14 protein-coding genes are annotated in these 16,864 nt (G+C 46.3%); 4 read left to right on the top strand and 10 right to left on the bottom strand.

Features of this window, described 5'->3' with window-relative positions; all coding sequences use genetic code 11:
• Window positions 1–2: 2 nt before the first annotated feature.
• Window positions 3–2,672 (bottom strand): DUF4493 domain-containing protein, encoded by a 2,670-nt coding sequence (locus tag NQ564_RS16380; protein ID WP_008147006.1) that lies wholly within the window; start codon window positions 2,670–2,672, stop codon window positions 3–5.
• A gap of 276 nt (window positions 2,673–2,948) precedes the next feature.
• On the opposite strand from NQ564_RS16380, the gene NQ564_RS16375 reads away from it, so the two are divergent.
• On the top strand, window positions 2,949–3,797 hold the full coding sequence (locus NQ564_RS16375) for an AraC family transcriptional regulator (protein WP_008147004.1): 849 nt from the start codon (window positions 2,949–2,951) through the stop codon (window positions 3,795–3,797).
• A gap of 45 nt (window positions 3,798–3,842) precedes the next feature.
• Here the strand turns inward: NQ564_RS16375 and NQ564_RS16370 are convergent, their stop codons facing one another.
• The 8 genes from NQ564_RS16370 to NQ564_RS16335 form a co-directional block, all read right to left on the bottom strand.
• Window positions 3,843–5,381 carry a YifB family Mg chelatase-like AAA ATPase gene (locus tag NQ564_RS16370; protein ID WP_008147002.1) on the bottom strand — a complete coding sequence of 513 codons (1,539 nt, stop codon included), beginning with the start codon at window positions 5,379–5,381 and terminating at the stop codon, window positions 3,843–3,845.
• A 114-nt stretch (window positions 5,382–5,495) separates the two neighbouring features.
• A complete protein-coding gene (locus tag NQ564_RS16365; RefSeq protein WP_227963176.1) occupies window positions 5,496–6,602 on the bottom strand; it encodes a TlpA disulfide reductase family protein in 1,107 nt (368 codons plus the stop codon).
• Between the two features lie 153 nt (window positions 6,603–6,755).
• Entirely contained in the window at window positions 6,756–8,363 is a 1,608-nt protein-coding gene (gene pckA / locus NQ564_RS16360) for a phosphoenolpyruvate carboxykinase (ATP) (RefSeq protein ID WP_008147000.1), read from the bottom strand.
• Window positions 8,364–8,779: 416 nt separating this feature from the next.
• The gene (locus NQ564_RS16355) at window positions 8,780–9,073 is read right to left on the bottom strand and encodes a nucleotidyltransferase family protein (protein ID WP_207212142.1); all 294 of its coding nucleotides are present in this window, start codon (window positions 9,071–9,073) and stop codon (window positions 8,780–8,782) included.
• Between the two features lie 111 nt (window positions 9,074–9,184).
• Complete coding sequence (locus tag NQ564_RS16350) at window positions 9,185–10,201, bottom strand: 2-oxoacid:ferredoxin oxidoreductase subunit beta (protein WP_008155874.1); 1,017 nt, start codon at window positions 10,199–10,201, stop codon at window positions 9,185–9,187.
• Between the two features lie 3 nt (window positions 10,202–10,204).
• Window positions 10,205–12,061, bottom strand: a complete 1,857-nt coding sequence (locus tag NQ564_RS16345) for a 2-oxoacid:acceptor oxidoreductase subunit alpha (protein ID WP_008146996.1) — start codon at window positions 12,059–12,061, stop codon at window positions 10,205–10,207.
• Window positions 12,062–12,150: 89 nt separating this feature from the next.
• On the bottom strand, window positions 12,151–13,350 hold the full coding sequence (locus tag NQ564_RS16340; RefSeq protein WP_008155877.1) for an alanine dehydrogenase: 1,200 nt from the start codon (window positions 13,348–13,350) through the stop codon (window positions 12,151–12,153).
• A gap of 89 nt (window positions 13,351–13,439) precedes the next feature.
• On the bottom strand, window positions 13,440–13,961 hold the full coding sequence (locus tag NQ564_RS16335; protein WP_008146993.1) for a shikimate kinase: 522 nt from the start codon (window positions 13,959–13,961) through the stop codon (window positions 13,440–13,442).
• Between the two features lie 177 nt (window positions 13,962–14,138).
• On the opposite strand from NQ564_RS16335, the gene NQ564_RS16330 reads away from it, so the two are divergent.
• The 3 genes from NQ564_RS16330 to NQ564_RS16320 are packed head-to-tail and all read left to right on the top strand — an operon-like array spanning window position 14,139 to window position 15,573.
• A complete protein-coding gene (locus NQ564_RS16330; RefSeq protein WP_008146991.1) occupies window positions 14,139–14,777 on the top strand; it encodes a ribonuclease H1 domain-containing protein in 639 nt (212 codons plus the stop codon).
• A gap of 60 nt (window positions 14,778–14,837) precedes the next feature.
• Window positions 14,838–15,266, top strand: coding sequence for a nucleotidyltransferase substrate binding protein (locus NQ564_RS16325; protein ID WP_008146990.1), 429 nt, complete (start codon window positions 14,838–14,840; stop codon window positions 15,264–15,266).
• A gap of 4 nt (window positions 15,267–15,270) precedes the next feature.
• A complete protein-coding gene (locus tag NQ564_RS16320; protein ID WP_008146989.1) occupies window positions 15,271–15,573 on the top strand; it encodes a nucleotidyltransferase domain-containing protein in 303 nt (100 codons plus the stop codon).
• Here the strand turns inward: NQ564_RS16320 and NQ564_RS16315 are convergent.
• Window positions 15,568–16,857: a nucleotide sugar dehydrogenase gene (locus NQ564_RS16315; protein WP_008146988.1), complete on the bottom strand. Its 1,290-nt coding sequence runs from the start codon at window positions 16,855–16,857 to the stop codon at window positions 15,568–15,570. The genes NQ564_RS16320 and NQ564_RS16315 overlap by 6 nt on opposite strands.
• Window positions 16,858–16,864 lie beyond the last annotated feature (7 nt).

Genomic DNA, 16,864 nt, shown 5'->3' with positions numbered 1-16,864 from the left:
TTTTATTCATAAATGAGTTCAACTTCGTCAACTGTTAAAACATTGCCAACAAAACGGGAATCCGCATTTCCCGAGAATTCTCCCACACTACCCTTGACGACATCTAATGCAGGAACTGAAGCTGTGCTTGATATAAAGACAATGTACATATGCGTTGCTTTTAATGATGTATTTAAGTACTTAACGTCAACTTTCGCTTCTACAAAAGAACTCTGATCTTGGTTTCGAACCAATTCCCCCCGACCTAATTCCGTAACAGAATTTTGATCTCTATTTTCAACAACGATATAAGCCTTAAATGATTCACTATTCATTGATTTAAATTTATAATAAAATTTAAACCCTGTCGGCCGTACCGTGAATACATGTCCATAGTCAAATGTTTCGGACTCTCCTCCTGCTATAGCAGAATGAGAACCTATAAACAACATTCCTGCAGCTCGTTTTTTAGCAGTCCATCCTCCCGTTGTCTGTGAATAAGTACTGCCTTCACCAAAACCTAAAGAACTTATTTCTGCAGCCTTTCCCGAATAGCCATTATCAGTTGGAACAGTTCCTGAATAAGATGTATAATAACAGGTAGTACCTGAATTTTGAGAATTTGTCAAGGCATTACGCGTTGCCCACCAACTCTGCCCTCCTTCCAAGAAAGGCCACCATTGATAAATATCAATTCCAACCCAAGCAGTCTTATCACTATATACCTTTTTTGAATGCCAGTTTTCAAAAGAGCCATCTTCCAACTCCACTACATTTTCGGTTGTTATCACAATCGGTTCCGTTACACGCTTTTCTTTTTCCCGGTAAATTGCACGTATTTCATATTGCTGTCCTCCTGATGTCAGATTCTTCAATGTATCGCATATCTCATCCGTTTGGTAAGTATGGTTCTTGCAATTATTCCAACTTCCACTACCGACTTTTCTCCATTGGAATTTAAGATTATCAGGATGTGTTCCATCAGAAACCTTTGCCCGCAAAAAAGCCCGGCAAGCAAAAGCATCCCCACCATTAGCAGACGGTGTCAACTCAAACACCGGCGCCTTTACCGTCAATGTCTTTGTCAGAGTCGGGAAACTGCGTCCTTTCTTATCTGCTAAATCCAATTTATAAGTAAATGTTTTCTCTCCTTCCGTAGGAGCCTCTAAGCGGGAAGAAAAGACTTTTGGGAATTTAAGCGTTGCTGTCGCATTATTATCCGATTCAACACTAATACCCCAATCATTATATAAAATAGTTCCATCGGTTAGAATATTATACACCTTATCACCTACCCCGTCATTAATTGTCAATGTCGTTTTCGTTTCATCGATTATACCTTCAGCCTCAAATTTAGCTTCTATCTCTTTCGACATATCATCACCCTCTATAATCGTTGTTTCAGGAAAGCCGTCAAATGTTATGATCGGCTGGCCGGCTGGCTGTACAACAACTGTTACCCCCAATACATTTGTCGCATGTGCCTTTCCTGTCGCATCAACTCCTGAAAACTCATAATGATAAGTATAAGTTTGGTCTTCCTCAATAGGAGCCTCCAAACTATTGATTGCATCTTTCAAAAATAGCTGTCCGGTTTTTCTTTCTCCTTTCACATTAGTATTCGCCTTACCATTGACCGACCATTTGAAATTCTTCCCCAAAGCGGCGGTAACTCCTTCGTCCGTCGCCAAGTCATAGGTAATCTCTTCGTTTTCTTTGTCTTCCCGCCATTGCTTGACACACAAAGAAGCAATACCTGCCGGCATAGCAAATCCAACTGTAGGACTCTTCTCGAACTTTCCGACTTTAATGGTAAAAGATTCCCCATTTGTAAAATCATCCGGAGACAGTGTCGGCTTCTCAAACGGCTTCCACATAAAATCCGGTATCCCCTCATTCAGCGTGACATTTGTCATTTCATCATCCAGGATAATTTCCAGACCGATGCCATCCAAGGCCTCTCCATCCGTTTTAAAGATCAGGCGAATGTTCTGGCGACGTTCGATAGAAAGAGGAGTCGGGATTTTATATGTTTTTTCCTTGTCTTCGGTGACTTTTTTTAAACGGATGGCGATACCTAATTCCGATCCTTCTTTAGCTACTTGCACATAGGCCGGACGCATTTCATCTTTCTTTATTTCCAGGCTGCCGGATGTAAAGGCCGAACTCAACAAAACAGTATAATCAGAATATGCCTCCTTGAAGTCCTCGGTATAGTCGACCGTGATTCTCGCATTTCCAAGTGTACAAGTCACATCGATAGGCGTACTCATGTCAGCTTTCACCGTAAAGTCGGTACTCCCTTCAAAATAAGGGTTTTCAAAAGCAGAAGGGAGGTTGTCACCTTTGGAGGCGATGAGGGTATAAGCCCCCTCTTTCAGTTCGATTTCAGAAGGCATCTCATCGAAGCGGTCATACGATTGGACTGTATCGGACTGCTGTACGATACGGATCTTGTAATCAGCCGTAGTCAGGAACTTTTCGAACTCATCCGAAACGGCTGCTTTAGTCGAGTTGTTGATACCTTTGTTCAAAGAAGTAGTGTCTGCCGATAATGACAAGCGCAGCTTTCCAATTCCATCGGCAGGCACACGATCGGAATCACAAGAAGAGGCACAGATAAGTACCCCCAAAACACATATCCATAAAGCCATGATCTTCCCAAGACCATATTCAATCATACATTTCTTCATCTATATAGTAATATAGTTTAGCCCTAATTCAGTTGACTGTTGCAATTCACAAAACAACCGGAGTAATACCCTTTCTCTACCTATCAAAATCGGTGCAAAATAACGACAACGCAAGAGATCTCACAAGGTCTATTTATACGATTACCTGTCCTCTTTTTTAGATCTTGTTCCAAATAGTCAATTATAATATCCTAACTTAAACCGGATTTTATCATTCAACACTTTTTGCGTGTCCTATTTTTCATATCTTTGCACATATTCTAATGTATTCTGAATATGGAAAACGATATCCCCAAAATAGACCTTCCCGAAGATTGGATCATCGGGAATCTTTCGCATAAAGACATTGGTTTGTTGAACTTGTATGCCAACTATCCTTGCAGATTGAAGGCGGAGATATTCGTGCTTTGCATGCAAGGGGAGATCGAAGCATCCATAGATCTGACACGCTACCAAGTGAAGCCGGGCAGCTTTATCACGATCCTGCCGGGAACGATCTTACAAATTCATAAGATAGAAGGAGATTTACAGATCTATTTTATGGGATTTTCATCTGAATTCATCAACCATGCCAATATAGGTAAATCGGCAATGGACATGTTGTATGTCGTAAAAGACTGCCCGATTATCGAGCTGAAAGAACAACCGGCTCAATTGCTGGAAGATTATTTTTCGCTACTTGTCAAGACGTATGGATTCTGCGGACCCAAGTTGAACAAAGATATCCTTAACCATTTGCTTTCAGGCGTGCTTCTCGGAGTAGGGGCCATGTATAAAGACAAGACACTGAACAAGACGAATCTCTCCAAAGCAGAACAAATAAGCAAGAACTTCGGACAATTGGTTATGAAGAACTATACCACGCAACGTTCCGTTGCGTGGTATGCCAAGAAACTCGGCATAACTCCGGCGCATCTCAGTACGATTGTCAAGCAGACGACCGACAAGACTTGTGTCGAGATCATCACCTCTATGGTAATCATGGATGCAAAGGCACAGTTGAAATCGACCGACCTTTCCATCCACGACATCGCCTATTCGCTGAATTTCACGAACATGTCTTTCTTCGGCAAATATTTCAAGCGTCATGTGGGGATGGGGCCGTTGGAATACCGGAACAGCTAAAATAGGTATTATTTTCATTGACAATCAGATTCATTCGATTTATTTTTACGTTCCCCATGTTTCCCGGTCCAGACTCCGGTATTGTATGGCTTCCGCCAAATGGCGTGCTTCGATATTCGGAGAGGCTTCCAGATCGGCGATCGTACGGGAGACTTTCAGGATACGGTCGTAGGCGCGGGCGGAAAGATTGAGGCGCTGCATGGCGACCTTCAGTAAAGACAGGCCGGCAGCATCGGGCACGGTGTATTCATGAAGCAGTTTGGAGGTCATCTGGGCATTACTATAAATGCCCTCATGTGCGGCAAAGCGTTTTTCCTGGATAGCGCGGGCTTTCATCACACGCTCGCGTATCGCTTCGCTACATTCGGAAGGGTGTCCGTCGGATATCTTCTCAAAAGGGACCGGCACGACTTCCACCTGTATATCGATCCGGTCGAGCAGAGGGCCGGAAACGCGATTCATATACTTTTGGACGGCACCCGGAGAACAGAGGCAAGGGCGATCGGGATGATTATAATATCCACAAGGACAAGGATTCATGGAAGCGACCAACATAAAGTTGGCCGGATAATCGACAGATAAGCGGGCACGCGAGACCGTTATCGTCCGGTCTTCCAAAGGTTGGCGCATGACCTCGAGCACATTCCGGTTGAATTCGGGCAATTCATCCAGGAACAAGATCCCGTTATGCGCCAGGCTGATCTCTCCCGGCTGCGGGAAAGCACCTCCCCCGACCATCGCCACATTCGAAATCGTGTGATGGGGCGAACGAAACGGACGTTGTGTCATCAGGGAAGTGTCCACCCCGATCTTACCGGCAACCGAATGTATCTTGGTGGTCTCTAATGACTCCTGCAAGGTAAAGGGCGGTAAGATGGAAGGGAGACGTTTAGCAAGCATCGACTTGCCACTCCCCGGCGGACCGATCAAGATCAGGTTATGGCTACCAGCAGCGGCTACTTCCAACGCACGTTTCACATTCTCCTGTCCGCGTACATCCGAGAAATCCGCTTCAAACTGAAGCTGCCGGGCATAAAACTCTTCACGGGTATTGACAACCGTCGGTTCCAAATCCCGTTTTCCCGCAATGAACTCGATCACCTCTTTGATAGTCGAAACACCGTACACTTCCAGATTATTGACAACAGCGGCCTCGCGGGCATTCTGCTTGGGAACAATAAAGCCTTTGAATCCCTCTTCACGTGCCTTGACCGCAATCGGCAGAATACCTTTTACCGGCTTCAAGCTGCCGTCCAATGAAAGCTCTCCCATCATCATGTAGTGACTCAGCCGGGAAGCATCCAACTCTTCAGCCGCTGCCAGGATACCGATTGCAAGCGGCAAGTCGTACGACGAACCTTCCTTCCGGATATCGGCAGGCGCCATATTGATCACAATGCGGTTACGAGGGAACTTGTAGCCACTCACCTGAAGAGCAGAGATAATGCGCTCATGGCTTTCACGGACAGCTACATCGGGCAACCCTACCAAAAAGAATTGGATACCTTTCGTGCAATTCACTTCGATCGTAACGACCGTTGCCGATATGCCCTGCACGGCGGCGGCATAAGATTTGACTAACATAGTTAAAGATTTATGATTTATAATTTATGATTTATGGGTCTGGATTTATGAGGCCGGATTTATGATTTAGGGATAGCAACATTGCATAAATCAGAAATCATAAATCATAAATTCCTACTCCATCAGCTTTTCCAATGTCTGCTTTATCTCGACCCCATTGTCCGTTTTCAAGATGATCTTTCCTTCTTCATCGATCAGGAAACAGCGGGGTAAAGCACTTACATTATACAGATCGACCAACATGGCTGCCTGTCCGGCGGAATCGGTAACCAAATTCCAGTCGATGCTATCCTTTGCAATAACTTTCCGTACTCCAGCCTGATCGTCATCCAAGCTGATCAGCAACATATCCACCTTCTCTTTCGGATATTTCGTTGCCACTTCATCCAAATACAGATCTTCCGTCTGACACATATCGCACCAGGGAGCCGTAAACGCAAGCAGCAAATATCTATTCGGAAAAGAATCCAAACTGACAGGAGCTCCATAAATATTCTTCACATTGAAACCGGGTGCTTCAGCTCCCAAAGCCGTCCTTTTTGCCCGCGTACTGTATTCCTGTAGCTTCCGTACCAAATAAAAGTCATTCAATTTCGGACTCAGCACAGCCAGCAGTTCATCCATTCGCCGGGTATCGTCAGGATGGTTAAAATAATGTTGTATCAATATGACGGAGGCTTCTTCATCCGGATATTTCTTAATGGCGGCAGCAGCTTCCTCACTCAGCAGATGGTTTACATTCGCCAGGCGTGAAGCCATATCCGTTTCCTCTATCGAGCCGTTGACATTTTCCCTGTTCTTCTTATTCAGTTGACGGATCAGGTCGGCCTGTTCCTTCAACAAAGGAGCCATTTCTTTTTTTATCGTGGAAAGACGATCATTGATCCGCCCTCCTTTGACACGCAACATGGCAGGATAAGCAGCGTCCCCGGTGATCGTCACCTTCTCTCCCTTTTCCAGATAAGCCGTAACCCAATGCATCTTATTGGCAAAGAAGATCGTCACTTCCCGGAAATCACCTTGTTTCTTTTCGATCAAGAATTCGCCCGGCTTCCCGCAAGTCACCGTATCTACCACTTTTATATCTTCATTCTCGAAAACGGCATATAAGGTCTGATCCTCCAGATTGGTAAGTTTCCCTTCTATCCGGTAAGCAATATCTCCGCCACACGATGACAAAGAAACGATAATCCCAACGACCAGTAATAAACGTCTAATCATGTTATACCTCACATCCCACATTAAAAGATAATTTGGGGTAAAGATAGGAATAGATTTTAAAACATCCTAACATTTATGCTAAAATTAATGTATATATATAAAAAAAGCGCAGAACCGAAGTCCTGCGCTTTTATATAGTCGTTATGTATGTTATTACAATTTCGGACCAGCAGCAACCAGCTTCTTACCAGCTTCGTTACCAGTGAACTTAGCGAAGTTCTTGATGAAACGGCCAGCCAAGTCTTTTGCTTTTTCATCCCACTGAGCAGCGTCAGCATAAGTATCACGCGGATCCAAGATCTTCGGATCAACCCCCGGCAATTCTGTCGGTACAACGAAATCGAAGTACGGGATAACTTTTGTCGGAGCTTTGTCGATAGAACCGTCCAGGATAGCATCGATGATACCTCTTGTATCTTTGATAGAGATACGTTTGCCAGTACCGTTCCAACCTGTGTTGACCAAATAAGCCTTAGCACCGGTCATTTCCATTTTCTTAACCAATTCTTCGCCGTATTTTGTCGGGTGCAGTGACAAGAAAGCAGCACCGAAGCAAGCGGAGAATGTCGGAGTCGGTTCAGTGATACCACGTTCTGTACCAGCCAATTTAGCTGTAAAACCAGACAGGAAGTAATACTGAGTCTGTTCCGGATTCAGAATAGATACCGGAGGCAATACGCCGAATGCATCGGCAGACAGGAAGATAACCTGTTTTGCGTGCGGGCCTTTAGAAACCGGCTTAACGATGTTTTCGATATGATAGATCGGGTAAGAAACACGAGTGTTTTCTGTTACGCTCTTATCAGCGAAGTCGATTGTACCGTCAGCAGCAACTGTAACGTTTTCAAGAAGAGCGTCACGTTTGATAGCGTTGTAGATATCCGGTTCGCTTTCTTTGTCCAGGTTGATAACCTTAGCGTAGCAACCACCTTCGTAGTTGAACACACCTTCGTTATCCCATCCGTGTTCGTCGTCACCGATCAACAGACGTTTCGGGTCGGTAGACAAAGTTGTTTTACCTGTACCAGACAGACCGAAGAAGATAGCAGAGCTCTTGCCTTCTTTATCCGTGTTAGCGGAGCAGTGCATAGAAGCGATACCACGCAACGGGTTCATGTAGTTCATGATAGAGAACATACCCTTCTTCATTTCACCACCGTACCAAGTATTCAGGATCACCTGTTCTTTCGTCTTCAGGTTGAATACTGTAGCAGTTTCAGAGTTCAAACCTAATTCTTTGTAGTTGTCAACTTTTGCTTTAGAAGCGTTGAAACATACGAAATCAGGTTCTCCGTAGTTAGCCAGTTCTTCAGCTGTCGGGCGGATGAACATGTTAGTTACGAAGTGTGCCTGCCATGCTACTTCCATAATGAAACGAACTTTCATACGAGTTGCTTCGTTAGCACCGCAGAAAGTATCGACAACGAACAGACGTTTGCCTGACAATTCTTTTACAGCTTTAGCTTTCAGATCAGCCCAAGCTTCTTCAGAACAAGGCTTGTTATCGTTTTTATATTCTTCAGAAGTCCACCATACTGAATCTTCGCTGGCTTCGTTCTTTACGAAAAATTTGTCTTTAGGAGAACGACCTGTGTAAACACCAGTCATCACGTTTACAGCACCCAGTTCAGTTACCTGACCTTTTTCAAAGCCTTCCAAACCCGGTTTTGTTTCTTCTGCGAACAGAACATCGTAAGACGGATTGTGAAGAACTTCCTTCACATCTTTAATTCCGTACTTGCTTAAATCTAATGTAGCCATCTTGAAATTAATTTAATTGATTGACTTTATATAACTTTTCTCTCTACTCGATGTTAAAACACAAGGCAATTCATCTTTGTTTTTACTTGCTGTTCCCTCGCCTTGTTAATCGCGGTACAAAAGTAATACAAATTTTCATAGTACATACCGAATTAAGGAAATTTTTCAGTAATAATTATACTTTTCCATGCCGTTAACATCAAACCCTACCATTTTGTAACATAGAGTTTACAAATCAGCTACTTTTATCCAAAGATAGCATCATGTTTCCCGGCATTTAAGTCATCCTGGATGCGATGGAGCACGACAAGCAGAGGGGATAAATGAAATCATTTGCACAATGCACATTAGAGGTCCTCTCAAGTGCTAATTCTGCTTTCTCTGTCAAGAAAGACAAATGTTCCAATATAAATTCTTTAGACGTAGATTGCATCTTGTTTTATATTATTGCGCAATAACATACGCATAGTTTCAAATATTGGCACCAAATCTATCTCTGTATGGAACAGATGCTCCAACTCTTCTTTAATTGCCATACGAACAAAAAAATCCGGCTTTTTCAAACGAATAAACACATCGATGTCACTCTTCTCATTCTGTTCACCACGAGCCACGCTACCGAAAAGGCCCAATGTTTCGATTCCGTATTTTTCGGCGGAACGGGCTTTGTAATCTCTCAGGATTTCTATGATTTCGGCTGTTGTCTTCATTGCTATACCCTTTTGTTTCACAAAGATAGAAATATAAATAAGAAAAGCTGTAAACCCTTGCATCTTTTTTCAAGGTTTACAGCTTTTCTTATCACAGATCGGCTTACTGCCTTACTTTACTTCCCAGATTTCTCCGCTCATCAGATAATCCTGCAGGTTACGGATCGGATTCTTGGCCTGGACTTCTTCGATTTGCTGGTGGACAGCTTCATCGTATACAGGGGCGTCCACATCGCGGATGACACCGAGCGCAATCGGCATATCTTCGCCCATCATGGCAAGCATCATGTGCAGGGTGTTATCCTTTTCATGGGCATCATGTACCAGGACATCATCCAACGTATAACCATCCTGCCCGATTGTTACGGCTTTCAGCTTCAAGCCTTCCAGCACGATACCCTTTTCGTTGTCCTTGCCGAACAGCATCTTTTCACCATGCCGCAGGAAGATCGTACGGTCGGCGCGGAACTCCTTATCGACAATCTTTTTATGGATACCGTCATTAAAGATCACACAGTTCACCAGTACTTCGGTCACAGAAGCCCCTTTATGGCGGGCAGAAGCAGCCAGCACTTCGGTCGTATTCTTCAGATCCACATCGATCACGCGGGCAAAGAAATTGCCACGGGCGCCCAAAGCCAGTTCAGCCGGGATAAACGGATCTTCGACCGTTCCATAAGGTGAACTCTTGGAAACGAAACCACGGTCGGAAGTCGGAGAATACTGTCCCTTCGTCAGACCATATATTTTGTTGTTGAACAATACGATATTCAAGTCCACATTGCGGCGGACAGCATGGATAAAATGGTTACCACCGATAGCCAGGCAATCGCCGTCACCGGTAATCAACCAGACGCTTAGGTCCGGACGAGCCGTCTTCACACCGGTAGCGATAGCGGCACCACGTCCGTGAATCGTATGAAAACCGTATGTGTTCATATAATAAGGTAAACGGGAAGAACACCCGATACCCGAGATAACAGCCATATTATGAGGAGCCACTCCTACTTCGGCCATTGCTTTGTGCAAGCAGTTCAACACGGCATGGTCTCCACAACCCGGACACCAGCGTACATACTGATCGCTCTTATAATCTTTCGGTTGAAATTTTACTTCTTCAGTTGCCATCTTTTAAGCCTCCAATATTTTCGTGAATTCCTCAACTAATCTCGCTACAACAAAAGGTTGTCCCTTTACGCGGTTGAAACGGTACGGATTGAATCCGGCCACTTTACCACGTAGGTAGTTGGCAAACTGTCCGTTGTTTTGTTCGGCAACGACCACCTTCTTGTATTTGCCCAGCACTTCAGCCGTGTTCTTAGGCAACGGGCTGATGAACTTGAAGTGAGCCAGGGCGACCTTTTTTCCCTGTTCCTGCATGGTTTCCATTGCTTCGTAGAGATGTCCGTATGTTCCGCCCCATCCGACGATCAACAGGTCGGCATCTGAATCTCCGATCACTTCCAATTCGGGGATATAATCGGCAATCTTGTCGATCTTGGCCTGACGGGTGGTAACCATCTTCTGGTGGTTGACCGGGTCAGTCGAGATAGCGCTTGTCTCGTAATCTTTTTCGAGACCTCCCAAGCGATGGGCAAAACCTTCGGTTCCCGGAATAGCCCAATAGCGGACCAGGCTTTCTTTGTCGCGACGATATGCTTTCCATACTTTTTCGCTCGCATCGTAGTTGGAGACATAATTCGGTTTGATTTCCGGATATTCAGCCAGGTTCGGCAGCTTCCATGCGGAAGAACCGTTGGCGATGAAGGCATCCGTCAGCAGGATAACCGGAGTCATATGTTCGAGCGCCAATTTTCCTGCCCAATAAGCGGCATCGAAGCAGTCTGTCGGAGTCGAAGCGGCAATCACGACAGCCGGGCTTTCACCGTTACGTCCATAGAGCGCCTGCATCAGGTCGGTTTGTTCGCTCTTGGTCGGCATACCCGTAGAAGGACCGCCACGCTGCACATCGATAACGACCAACGGCAGTTCGGCAATCACAGCCAAACCGATCGCTTCGCTCTTCAACGCCAGACCGGGACCGGATGTGGAAGTCGCAGCCAGGCAACCGGCAAAGCTGGCACCGATAGAAGTACAGATTCCGGCAATTTCATCTTCCGCCTGAACGGTGATAACGCCGAGTTCCTTATGTTTCGACAGTTCATGCAAAATATCGGTAGCCGGAGTAATCGGGTAGCTTCCGAGGAACAACCGCAAGCCGGCCTTCTCGGCGGCGGCGATCAACCCATAGGAAGTAGCCTTGTTCCCGTTCACGTCAGTATAAAAACCAGGTGCAGCCTTCTTACTTTCGATACGGTAAGTGGAGACTGAAGCATGGATATTGTGTCCGTAGTTGTAACCGTCCGTCAGCGCCTTGATATTAGCCTGCGCGATGGCCGGCTTTTTGGCGAACTTATTCTGCAACATGTGCATCGCTTCTTCCAGCGGACGTTCGAACAGCCAGCAAACCAACCCCAGTGCGAACATATTCTTACAACGGAGTGCAGACTTGTTGTCCAGGCCGAATTCAGCCAGGCCGTCTTTCACCATCGTAGAGATAGGAGCCGCTACGACCTGCACGCCGCCGAGTCCTAATTCCTGAAACGGATCGTCCGTCGTAAACTGGGCCTTATCCAAGTCGCTCTTCTGGAACGAATCCGTATCGATAATGACGATTGCATTGGGTTTCAGGTTCTTCACATTCACTTTCAGCGCAGCGGGGTTCATTGCGACCAGCACATCCGCCTTATCACCGGGAGTAAAGATTTTACGGGACCCCAGATGAACCTGGAAACCTGATACACCACTAAGTGTTCCTTGAGGAGCACGCACTTCTGCCGGATAATCGGGGAATGTAGAGATTTCATTCCCAAAAATAGCCGACAGATTGGAAAAGATTGTTCCGGTCAGCTGCATACCGTCACCGGAATCTCCCGAAAAACGGATGACAACCTTTTCCAGAGTTGTTACTTTTGTCTGTTCTGCCATAATATACTTATATTAGCTTAATCGCTTATTGATATTTAAGATCATCGCAAAGTAAAGAATAAACTTTGCGAGTTCAAAACTTTTATGGGTTAAAACGCAGAGAGGTATAGATCAATGTTATTCGACGATAAACCGAATCTATTGGAAACGTAGTTGTTAACGGGCTTCCCGCAGTACATGTAGACTCCGTTCTTGAACCCCGGGTCGCTCTTGATCATCCCCTGCACCGCACCGGTGTCGCCCAACTGGAAAAGCATCGGGACGAAGATATTGCTCAGAGCCATCGAAGTGGTACGCGCCACACGGTTGCTGATGTTCTGCCGGCAATAATGCAACACGCCGTACTGTTCGAAAACAGCCGGATCGGAAGGACAAAGGCAACAGGTCGTCTCGAAACAACCTCCCTGATTGATTCTGAGGTCGATGACCAGTGCGCCACGCTTCATGATACGGATCATGTCTTCGGCAATGATATACCGATGCCGCGTATTGATGTAACGCATTGCCCCGATCACCACGTCGGCACTGCGAAAAGCGTTTTGCAGCACATTCGGATGGAAGGTGGAAGTGAACAGGCCTTGCCCCAATACCTGCTGGATGGTCCGGAGCTTGTTTATATCGTCGTCGAACACTTTTACGGAAGCGCCCAACGCCATAGCGGCACGGGTGGCGACAGTCCCGGCATTACCTGCTCCGATGACCACGACCTCGGTCGGCGAAACGCCCGGTATACCTCCTAACAAGATTCCTTTTCCACCCTGCGTATTGCTCAACAACTCGGAAGCGATCGTGATAGAGGCGGTCCCTTCAATCTCGGAGATCACATTCAGGACCGGGCAGCGTTGCTTGTCATCCGCCAGCAGCTCATAGGCGACGGCTGTAATCCGTTTAGCCATCATCAGTTCGAAAGCTTCATGAGAAAAGGTATTAAACTGGACGGTCGAAAACAGCGTAGTACGCGGCTTCATCATCATCACCTCGGCGGCAAGCGGCGGCAGGATCTTCAGGATGATATCCGCCTGGTACACTTCGGCCGGCGTCGCCACGATCTCGGCTCCCGCTTCCGAATAATGATTATCGGAGTAATTGATCCCCAGGCCTGCCCCGGCTTCCACCAAGACACGATGACCACGGTCGGTCAGCATGTCGACCGCTTCGGGAGTCAAAGCCAGACGGCGTTCTCCTTCCACCCGTTCACAGGGAATACCTATCAGCAGGCGATTGCTCACCTTACTGAGTTCTTTCAATAGTTCCTGCGGGATATAAGCCCCCTGCCCTTGTCTATCCATAATTTAATAGTTGAAAGTTGAGAGTTGAAAGTTGAAAGTTAAGGTTGTGCCAGTTTTCACTTTCAACTCTCAACTTTCAACCCTCAACTCTATAATCGTGTTGCCAGTTCTTGTGATATCTTATGTACATCCTGATCGGTCATCATCTCTTCCGCCTCGAACACAATCGCCGCTTTCGAATAGAAAGGTTCCCTTTTCTCCAGGCTTTCGGCGATGAAGGCTTTCAGTTCGTCGCCCGAACGACCTTTCAGTATCGGGCGGGTCGATTTGCAGAGTTCCAGACGCTTCGCCAGTTCCTCTACCGAAACCTTCAGGTAAACGGTCTGTCCGGCCTCGTTCATAAACTCTATGTTATCGAAAAAACAAGGAGCACCGCCTCCGGTCGATACCAGGACATTTTCAAAAGCTGCGACCTCACGGAGCATCCTCCGCTCGATATCCCGGAATGCTTCTTCCCCTCTCTCGGCAAAAAGCTGGCCGACGGTCTTATGGTAACGGCCTTCTATATAGTGATCCAGATCGATAAACGAGAGTCCCAACTGCTGGGACAGCACCTTTCCCACAGTGGTTTTTCCGGCTCCCATATATCCAATCAGAAATATACGCTTCATATCTATATGATTGTTTCCTGCAAATGTATACTTTTGTCAGCAAAAACGGCAATTTCATTAGCAAGAAGAAATGTTAATAAATATTACCCGCAATAGTAATTCCAAAAACATGGGGTAGTAATCCGATTTGGATGGGGTAGTAGTGACATTTTGATACATAGGAAAACAGGAGAAACAATGGCAAAAACAAAGAAATATTATGTAGTGTGGAAAGGCATCACTCCGGGCGTGTATGACAACTGGAACGAATGCAAGGCGCAGGTGGACGGACAGGACGGGGCAAAATATAAGTCGTTCGAAACCGAAGAGGAGGCGGCAAAAGCTTTCGAGAAGGGATACGAACATTATCTGAAAACAGCGTCTTCCTCCAAAGCGGCTGCAAGCCTGGCCCCGAAAGCTCCGGTCGGGAAACCGATTTGGGAAAGTCTTTGTGTGGATGCCGCCTGTAGCGGGAATCCGGGAGACATGGAATACCGAGGCGTCTATCCGCCGACCATGCAAGAGATCTTCCGGATCGGGCCGTTAAAAAAGGGGACGAACAACATCGGCGAGTTCCTGGCTTTGGTGCACGGGCTTGCCTTGTTGAAACAAAAAGGAAGCAGCCTCCCGATCTACTCGGACAGCCGGAACGCCATCGGCTGGGTAAAAAAGAAAAAATGCAAGACACTTTTAGAACGTGTACCGGAGAACGAGCCCATCTTCGACCTGATCGAACGGGCTGAAAAGTGGCTCAAGACCAATACCTACACTACCCCTATCCTGAAATGGGAAACTTCGGAATGGGGAGAGATTCCGGCGGATTTCGGACGGAAATAAATTGGGTAAACCCAATGGATTCCGGCTAATAAACATTATCTTTGACAAAAAAGTAACACTATGGTAGAAGACATTCGTTGGGAACAAAGGTTCATGAATTTTAAAAAAGCATTGGCCCGTTTACAAATGGTACAGGCTTCGGATCTCGCATCTTTATCCGATCTGGAAAAAGAGGGACTTATACAGCGGTTCGAATATACATACGAATTATCTTGGAAAACATTGCAAGATTTCCTTCGTTACAAAGGTTATACAGACTTTGCCGGCCCCAATGCTACGCTATCATTGGCATTGCAAGACGGTTACATCACGGATGCCGACGGGTGGCGTAAGATGAAAAAATCGCGCGAACTGATGTCACATACTTACGATGAAGGACAAGCAGATTTGATTGCATCCGATATAATCGAAATTTACACGCATCTATTTACCCAATTATCTATCCGATTGACAAAGGAGTCAGACCAAAAACAGTTAAATTTATTTTAGTCGTATGGAATTCGGACTGAGTAATGAAACAATACAAAGCATACGGGCTGTCTTTTCCCAATATAAACACATTGGAAAAGTATGGCTGTTCGGCTCTCGCGCAAAAGGGAACTTTCATTCCGGCTCGGATATCGATTTGGCTATAAAATCGGAACAAATTACAGCCTCCGAACTTTTACAGATCCAAGTTGATTTAGAAGAGTTGGAATTATTGTATAAAATAGATTTGGTACTATATCATACGATCAAAGAACCGGCTCTCCGGGAACACATAGATCGGGTAGGGATATTATTCTATCCCTTATAACCGATCATCGACCCAAGCCGGATCGAGACAGCCTTTCACATCATATACGACGCTGTGCTCTTTCGTCAGTGCCGGAATGTCCAGTGCCAGGAAATCAGTATGGGCAACCGCCAAAACGACAACATCAAACTTCTTGTCCGGCAGGGTGGACAGAACTTCCAGACCATATTCGCGCCGGACGTCATCCGGACGTGCCCAAGGATCATAGATCGTCACGTTGATACCGTAGTCACCGAGGTAACGAATGACATCTCCGACTTTTGAATTACGCACATCGGGACAGTTTTCCTTGAAGGTAAAGCCTAAAACCAGTGCTTCCGCATTCCGTACCGGAACATCTTTTTTGATCATGCACTTCACGACGCGACCGGCAATATATTCACCCATCGTATCGTTGATACGACGTCCGTACAGGATCAGTCCCGGATGGAAACCGTAATCCTCTGCCTTACGGATCAAGTAGTAAGGATCGACTCCAATGCAATGTCCTCCGACCAGACCGGGCTTGAAAGGCAGGAAATTCCATTTCGTCCCGGCTGCCGCCAGCACTTCGTTCGTATCAATACCGATCAGATGGAAAATCTTCGACAATTCGTTCATAAAAGCGATGTTGATGTCACGCTGGGAGTTTTCGATCACTTTGGCAGCCTCCGCCACTTTGATACTGGAAACCGGGTAGGTTCCGGCCTGGATAACCGATCGGTACAGGGTGTCGACCTTCTCAGCGGCTTCGGGTGTGGAGCCGGATGTCACTTTCATGATCTTCTCCACCGTATGTTCCTTATCTCCCGGATTAATACGCTCCGGCGAATATCCGGCAAAGAAATCGCGGTTAAAAACCAATCCGGAGGTTCTCTCCAGAATGGGGACACATTCATCTTCTGTTATGCCGGGGCAGACAGTCGATTCATAGATCACGATATCGCCTCTGCCCAAGACCTTCCCTACCGTTTCACTGGCTGAATAAAGAGGTGTCAGATCGGGGCTATGATGCAAGTCGACTGGCGTAGGGACCGCCACAATATAATAATTGCACCCACGGAGCTGTTCCGCATCGGACGTACAGAACAATCCCGTCTCACCTTCCTCCGGCAACCGGGGCAACAGTACGGACTTCAACAATTCTCCCGATACCTCCTGCGTCGCGTCCCGCCCTTCCATCAAGGCGGCCACCCGCTCCCGCTTCACATCATACCCGACCACCGGATAACGCGTCGCAAACAACCGTGCCAACGGCAAACCGACATATCCGAGGCCGATAACGGCAAGTTTTATATTTTCCACAATTAAT

This window comes from Parabacteroides johnsonii DSM 18315 (assembly GCF_025151045.1).
In the GTDB taxonomy this organism is placed as follows: Bacteria; Bacteroidota; Bacteroidia; order Bacteroidales; family Tannerellaceae; genus Parabacteroides; species Parabacteroides johnsonii.
This window is presented reverse-complemented; position numbering and strand designations above follow the sequence as displayed.